The sequence below is a fragment of the Paenibacillus zanthoxyli JH29 genome (assembly GCF_000520715.1).
In the GTDB taxonomy this organism is placed as follows: domain Bacteria; phylum Bacillota; class Bacilli; order Paenibacillales; family Paenibacillaceae; genus Paenibacillus_AQ; species Paenibacillus_AQ zanthoxyli.
Window position 1 is genome coordinate 1 of record NZ_ASSD01000603.1, and the last position, 7,505, is coordinate 7,505.

The 7,505-nt window shown below is 58.4% G+C and carries 4 protein-coding genes; 1 reads left to right on the plus strand and 3 read right to left on the minus strand.

Annotation, left to right across the window (positions count from 1 at the left end):
* The 3 genes from L691_RS0123365 to L691_RS29920 all read right to left on the minus strand — a co-directional run.
* A partial coding sequence (locus L691_RS0123365) for a UvrD-helicase domain-containing protein (protein WP_156934330.1) occupies positions 1-1,367 on the minus strand: 1,367 nt, incomplete at its 3' end.
* A gap of 2 nt (positions 1,368-1,369) precedes the next feature.
* On the minus strand, positions 1,370-4,873 hold the full coding sequence (addB, locus tag L691_RS0123370; RefSeq protein ID WP_025692707.1) for a helicase-exonuclease AddAB subunit AddB: 3,504 nt from the start codon (positions 4,871-4,873) through the stop codon (positions 1,370-1,372).
* Between the two features lie 364 nt (positions 4,874-5,237).
* Positions 5,238-6,662, minus strand: coding sequence for a class I SAM-dependent rRNA methyltransferase (locus L691_RS29920; RefSeq protein ID WP_036737923.1), 1,425 nt, complete (start codon positions 6,660-6,662; stop codon positions 5,238-5,240).
* Positions 6,663-6,774: 112 nt separating this feature from the next.
* Between L691_RS29920 and L691_RS0123380 the strand changes: the two genes are divergently transcribed.
* Positions 6,775-7,505: Na/Pi symporter (locus tag L691_RS0123380; protein WP_025692708.1), on the plus strand; the 731-nt coding region annotated here is incomplete at its 3' end.

Consider the following 7,505-nt stretch of genomic DNA (forward strand, 5'->3'; position numbering starts at 1 on the left):
AATAATCCCGGCTCCGCGAGGCGAAAGCGGTAGATGCTCTGCTTCATATCGCCGACCATGAACCGGTTGCCCGGCTCTTCCCTCGATATCAGCCGCACAATCTCTTCCTGAACACTGTTCGTATCCTGATATTCGTCAAGCAGCACCTCATCGAATTGCGCCCGGTATTCCAGCGCGGCGTCCGAAGGCATAGAATTCCCAATTGTAGAATCGGGGTGGCGCAGAATAGCCAGGCAGTAATGCTCCAGGTCGCTGAAATCGACCAGCCCTTTGCCCGCTTTCTCCGCCAGGTAGCGCTCACCGAATTGAATCACCGTTTCCGCCAATTCCTTCATCAGCGGAGCCGCTTCGTGAAGCTCATGAAGAAAGACGTCCGCCGGGCGCCCGAACAGCGAGTTCTGCAGCTCGCCGACGAGGCTCTTCACTTCATCACGCAAGCCCTTTACAGCCTCCTGAAGAGCGGGGTCGGTCGCATCCTTCTTGCAGGGCTTCAGCTTGCCAAAGGAGGCGCCGCGGAACAGGTCATACAATTCGGACCAAGGTTTCTCTTCTACAGCCCGCAGCAGCCCTTCAACCATATCCAGATCGGCCGCCAGGTTATCGGCGTAAGGCGCAGGGCCGCCGGGCTGAAGGGCAATTTGCCGCCCTCGCTCCAGTTGGGTGGCAGCGGCAGCCAGGGCCAGTCTTGCCTCATCGAGTATGCTGCGCACCCAAGACGTGCGCGACAGGGTTTCGGTATCCGGCAGCGAGAAGCCTGCTGCCGTCTCCCTCAGCCATTCCTTAGGCCAGGGATGGCTGCGCGCAAAATCATGCAGACGCTGAACGAGCGCATGCACGGCGTCATCGGTGCGCTCTCCGCTGAACCAGTCGGCGAGCTGTACGAACACGCCGTCCTCGCCGGCTTCTTCATATTTTTCCTCGAACAGCTCCTCCAGGATTTCCTGACGCATGATCTCCGCTTCATGTTCATTCAGAATGCGGAAGCCGGGATCAAGCGGGATCAACTGATAGTAGCGCCGTATAACCTCAAGACAGAAGGAGTGCAGCGTCGTGATGGAGGCTTTGCCGAGCAGCGCCAGCTGGCGCCGCATATGGGCGTTGTCCGGATCTTTCTCTAGCTCGCGGTCCAGCGCCTCGCGGATACGCTGCCGCATTTCGGATGCAGCCGCTTTTGTAAATGTTGCCACCAGCAGGCGGTCCACGCTGAAGCCGCTGCTCTCGTCGCTGATTTTACGGATGATCCGCTCGACGAGCACCGCAGTTTTACCGGAGCCAGCTGCCGCTGCTACAAGAATGTCGTCCCCGCTCTCCGCGATGGCCCGCCATTGATCGTCGCTCCATATGCTTCCTTCCGGTTTGGCCGGCATGATCACGGTCTGTTTCCTCCTTCGTCTTTGCGGGAAAGCATCTCCCAGATTGCGTCTTTGCCCGGCTTGCCTAAATGCTTGTATCCGTTGCCTTCCACGGCCTCGTCGAACTGGCACACCGCTTTGTAGGAACAGAACGTGCATGCGGTCTCCTGCTGGATCCGGTAAGGCGTGATGGCCACGTCCCCTTCCGTGATGCGGGTTCCAATCTCCGTGATCGTCCCTCTTACGGAAGACAGCAGACGGTCCCACTGTTCGGGCGTGGCGACAGAGGCGCTTCTGTAAAAGCTGCCGTCGCTCTTCAGCGCAACCGGCACGATGCTCGAATGCCCCTTGTCCAGGCTCGTGTCCATGAGGGAAATGACCTCGCGGTCCGCCATAAGCAGCCCCTTCATCTTGAACCGCTTCAGCAGTTCCTGCTGCGCCTGCTCCCGGCTCATGCCGTTTGGTGATGAGAGCAGCGGATCATGGACGTGAAAGTACAGTGTTCCCGCCGGAAACGCAGGCTCCCCCAGCCACTCCTCGGCATAGGTCAGCAGCACATCCAGGTAGGTCAGCATCTGCAGCGACAATCCGTAATACACTTCATGCAGCTTAAGATCCTTGCGGCTTGATTTATAGTCGATAACCCTCAGCAGGATTCCGTTCTCGCCCTCTGCGGTATCGACGCGGTCGATCCTTCCTACGACCTCCATCAAGCAGCCGTTCGGGAGCGGGATGCGCAGCGGCGGCAGCGGCTTGCCCGGACCGAAATCCAGCTCGAGAAAAGCGGTGTCGAAGCTGCCCGTCCTTGCATGTTCTCCCAGAATGACCGAAGCTCGCCCGACAATATTCTTAAGCTTTCGGGCAATATATCCATAACGCTTTGTGCTCTTCAGAATCTCTCCCTGAAGCATCGGCGCCAGCATATCCACCGTCTTTACGGCTTCATTGCGGCATTCGTCAGGCGTCAGAGCACCCCAGCTTCGTCCCTCGCTCTGCAGCTTCGACGCCATGGTGCTCAGCGCGGCGTGGAACAGCTGCCCAATATCCGGAGCCTGAAGCTTGTACAGCTGGCGTTCCTTGAGCCGCAAGCCGTATGAGGCGAAATGGGAGAACGGGCAGGAGACGAATTTCTCCATGCGCGAGACGCTTCCGCGCAGCGTGGAGCCGCCGTACAGCCTGAAGCTTGTTGCTCTTTGGAGCGGCATGCCGGGATTACGGTAAAACAGCGAGCTTATTAAGATCTGCAGCCGCGAACGCCATACCGTACTCTCCGCAAACCAGTTATAGACCTCCCACCAGATCTGTGGGATATCCTGTCCCTGCTTCCACTGACGCAGCTGTACGATCAGCATACGCAGAGTCTGCTCCGGATGGCCGATAAAATCTTGATGCTCCTCGGGCGGAGCCGATATCGGAAGACTCTGCAGAGGTTTCTCAGCGAGTGACGGATACATCTTACGTAAATGGCGGATCATTTCCGAAGGAAGCAAGCCTTTGCCTTCGTCATCGGCGCAGGCATAGCTAATCCATAGCTTGCAGGAAGCCGAAGTCAGCGCTTCATAGATCAGAAAGCGTTCATCCAGCATTCGGCGGGAAGATCCAGGTGCAAGCTCCATTCCCGCTCCTTCCAGAAGGGAACGCTCCGCCTCGGACAGCACGCCGTCTTCCTGAAACAGCGCCGGCACGACCCCTTCGTTGAAGCCGAGTAAAAAAGCGTACTTGACTCCCGAGACCCGCGTCCGGTCCATCGTTCCGACAAGCACCTGGTCAAGCGCCGGAGGAACAAGGCCCATCCGCAGCTCGGCAAGCCCCGTCTCCAAAATTCCAGCGAACATGTCGAAGCTCAAAGTCTCCTCGCCCATCATCTCCACGATCTGATCCAGCAGATCAAGGACGGCCCCCCACAGCTGCCGGTGCTCCCGGGCCTCCTGTGGTCTTCCTTCTTCCAGCGCTGCGGCGCTCATGTATTCCAGCCTCCGCGCGGCGCCGCTGTCATCCAGCAGCCCGAATACCGACTTGCACAGATCCAATCCGTTGCGGCTCTTCTTAATTCGCTGCTCAAAAGCTTTCAGCGGCGCGGTTACCGCCTTCCGGCATCTTTCCATCAGCGGCACCAGCCCGGCATCGGTCTTCCCTCCGCCTTCCAGCGAAAGACTTGGGATCGCCTTCCATTTGTACTTCTCATCAGTCCAGCGGTAGCCCTGGATGCCGCAGGCAAGGATATAGTTCTCCAGAGTGTCCATATCATCCCTGGTCAAGCTGCCGTCCAGAGGTAGCAGAAAGCCCGTCTTTACGCAACGGAACACATCCTCATACCGCCAGCGGCGGCGGACGATGTCAAGCGCCGAACGGATAAACTCCACCAGCGGATGGTGAAGCTCCCCTGCCTTGCGGTCGAGGAAGAACGGTATGCCGTAGTCCCGGAAAAGGGACGGCACAAGATAATCGTAATCCTCCAGCTTGCGGACGAATACAGCCATTTCGCCATAGTTCGCCCCTTCTTCGCGCGCCAGTCTCCGCATCTCCCGCAGCGCGCCTTCCATTTCCGCGCGCTTGTTCGCGGCCGCCCGGATCGTCATCTCATCTTCCGCAGGCTGCGGTCCCTGGTATGCCAGCCGGCGGTCAAAACCTCGCTCCATATGCGCCAAAGCGGGTGCCTCTACAAAACGCGGCAGTACCGCAGGCGCCAGCACTTCGTCCCTGACATCAATGCCAAGCTCTTCTGCCATCCCCCTCAGCTTGATGTAAGCGGAGGCCGAGGGATGAAACAGCTCAAGCTCATGCGGCCGATGCCCGCCAAGAAAGGGCCTGTCGAGCGTCAGCGCGATCGTCATGTCGGCGGCATGCAGCATCAGCTGCCGCAGCACTGTAAACTCCCGGGCCGTAAACCCCCGGAAGCCGTCCACGAAAATAGAGGAACCGCATACGAAAGAGGAGGAGGGGATCAGCTCCGAAAGCTCGGCCAGCCGGTCTTCCTCATCGATGTACAACCCGGACATAGCCTGCTCCAGATCGGTGAATACGATATTCAAGTCTTCCAGCTTGCTGGTAAGGATCGGACTGCCGCCCGCTGACTCCCGCATTCGTGACAACTGTTCCTCCAGATCAGAGGTCCCGAGGCAGCATCGCTTCAACTCCGAATGCAGCCGGCTCAACCGGTCTACAAAGCCGGGACGGTCCGACGAAGCGCCGAACAATTTCAATTCTTCCTTGCGCCGGCTCAAAATTTTGTAAAGAAGCATCTTCTTGCCTTCATCACCGATCGGCACGCCGCCTCTTCCGCCGGTCTCCTGCTTTACCCGGTAGGAGAGACGCGGAAAGCTAAGCGTCTGCGCGCGCAAGCTGCCCCGGTTGTCGCAGGCGCCAAGCAGCCCCTGCTCGGCGCTAAAGGAGCCCTGCTCCGGCACGAGCTGAATGATCGGGGTGCCTAACGGGTCCTCGCGCAGTGCCGCACAGATCGAATTCCATATTTTCGTCGTCTTACCGCTGCCCGAACGGCCGATCAAAAACGTCACCGGCATGCTTCATAGACTCCTTCCGCGAATAAAAATGAAATTTATGCGTTTTATATAGCAGCTTCTGCACCGATCGGTGAACAGAAAAGCTGTTATCCGTCTTATCATTATATCATACAAACGCAAAATAGAACATACGTTTGGTGCTTTCCCAACATCTAGCGTGGAATCCCGCTGTAAGGAGGGAATGGCTCCAAGACATATCAAGGCCCATGCAAAAAGGCTGTCCTTAAGGTCCTTGTTGGTCAGACCCTTAAAGAACAGCCCGGAGAAGCCTTTAAACTAACACATCAATGATACTATGCAGGCGGCTAAACATCGCGCTGCGGTTGATTAACAGTGCCGCAAATCCATTAATGAAGCTTGCATCTTACTTCGAAGTGACCTCAAAAATGGCGAACTTCAAGTAATGCCCCTCGTCCACGCCGAGAATTTGCGGATGATCCTTGCCGGCCGCGCGCCACTCGATAAGGCGCAGCACCTTGCCCGCATCCTCGGCAGCTTCGGCGATCGTCTGCAGAAACAGCTCCGGCCGCATATGATAGGAACAGCTTGCGGTAACCAGATAACCGCCTTCGTTCACGAGCTTCATGCCATGCAGGTTGATGTCCTTGTAGCCGCGGCATGCCCCTTTGACCGCGCCCTTCGTCTTGGCGAAGGCGGGCGGATCGAGAATGACGACATCCCAGGTCCGCCCTCCTCCGGCTGTCATCGGCTTGGAAGTATCCGGCTTGGAGACGGATTTGCCTCCTCCCGCTTTAGCTGCGGATTCCTTCAGGGAAGCCACTCCTTCGTTCACGGCGGCGCGTTCCGCCCGTTCCTCCAGCCCTTTCACCTGGCTGCGCAAATATTGAAAAGCATCGTCCACGACGAACTCCACCCGGTCGCTGAAGCCGTTCAGCTCCACGTTCGCCTTGGCGCTCTCAATTGCATGGGCGGAAACGTCGAGACAGGTGACCTTTTTCGCTCCGTATTTGCAGGCGTTCAGCGTGAAGCTGCCCGTGTGGGAGAAGCATTCGAGCACGGTCGCGCCGTCCCAATATGGGAAGGTGACCTCCTTGCCGCTCTTGTTGACAGGGATCTTCTGTCTTAAGCCATGTTCACCCTCAACCTCTTGAAGCGCAATACCGCTGCGCGCCCCCCAGCCGGTCATCAGCGGAGCGATGGATGCACGGTTCTCCCGCTGATCGAAGAAATAGCCGGTCTTCTGGCCCTGCTCAATGTCGACAATCAGCTTTAGTCCGTTCTCGGTCACGGTGACGTGGCGTGGACATTCACCGTATAGAACTCCCGTCTTCTGCTCCAGTCCCTCAAGCTCGCGCACGCCGACATCACTGCGTTCATAGACGCCTTTCGGCTTCAGTACTTGCACCAGCGCTTCGACGATTTCGGCGCGGCGCTTGTCCATTCCGAGCGTCAGCAGTTGCACAACAAGCACGTCGCCGAAGCGGTCGACAATCAGCCCCGGTAGAAAATCAGCCTCTCCATACACCAAGCGATAGGCGCTCTCCCCGGCAAGAAACCGCTCGCGGTGACGCAGACAGCGGGTAAAGCGGTCCGCGAAAAAGGCCGTGTCCATCTCCGCAAGCGGGCTGTGCGACACGACTCTGATTCGGATCTGCGAAGCCGGATTATAATATCCGGTCGCTAAGTATTTTCTTTGATGGCTGAGGACGTCCACCAGCCCTCCCTGGGCGGGATTCCCTTCCACCGTCTCCACTTCGTTTCCGTAGATCCACGGATGCCCCGCTTCCAGCCTTTTTTTGCGGCTGCGCTGTAAAATGACCGATGCCACTAGCCTCAACTCCCTGTTGTTTGTTAAATATATGTCCTATGCTCATGCATGTCCCGGTCACCGCATTCATATATTGGTGTACAACCCTGGTGAAAAAAGGAGAACCGCTGCCATGATGCGCGATGTGCTGTTCCCCATATTATATGGCATTATTATCTTTCTTGCCGGAATGAAGCTGATGGAGACCGCGCTGTCCAAGCTGGCCGGTCCGCTGCTGACCGGAGTCCTGAACAAAGCGACGGCCTCGCCGCTCATGGGCATGGTCTCTAGCAGCCTGCTCACCGCCGTTCTTCAGAGCAGCACCGCAGTAACAGTGCTGTCGATCGGTATGGTCAACGCCGGGCTGCTGACCTACGCCCGGACGCTCGGCATTATTCTCGGCAGCAATATCGGCACCTGCCTGACGACGCAGCTGATCGGCCTGCAGATCGGCAGGTTCGCCGCTCCGCTGCTGGCTGCCTCGCTCGCCTTATGGGCCGCGGCCGTCACGCTCGGCGAGCTTCCGCCGTACCGCTCACGTCTTGCGGAAGCCGGACGCAGAATCGCCCAGCCGCTTCAGTTCGCGAGCTTGGCGGGCGCCGGATTCGCCCTCGTGCTGTGGGGCATCTCCGTCATGCAGTCCATCGGCCCCGCGCTCCAAAAGAGCGGCCTCTTCAGCTGGTTCTTGAACCGGGCGGCGGAGAACGCCCTGTGGGGCTTTGCCGCTGGAGCCTGCCTGACGGCGCTGGTGCACAGCAGCAGCGCCGTCATCGGCATGGCGATGGGCGTCGCCGCTTCCGGAGCGCTGCCGCCGGAGCTCGGCATCGCTATTGTGCTTGGCGCTAATGTCGGCACCTGCGTCAC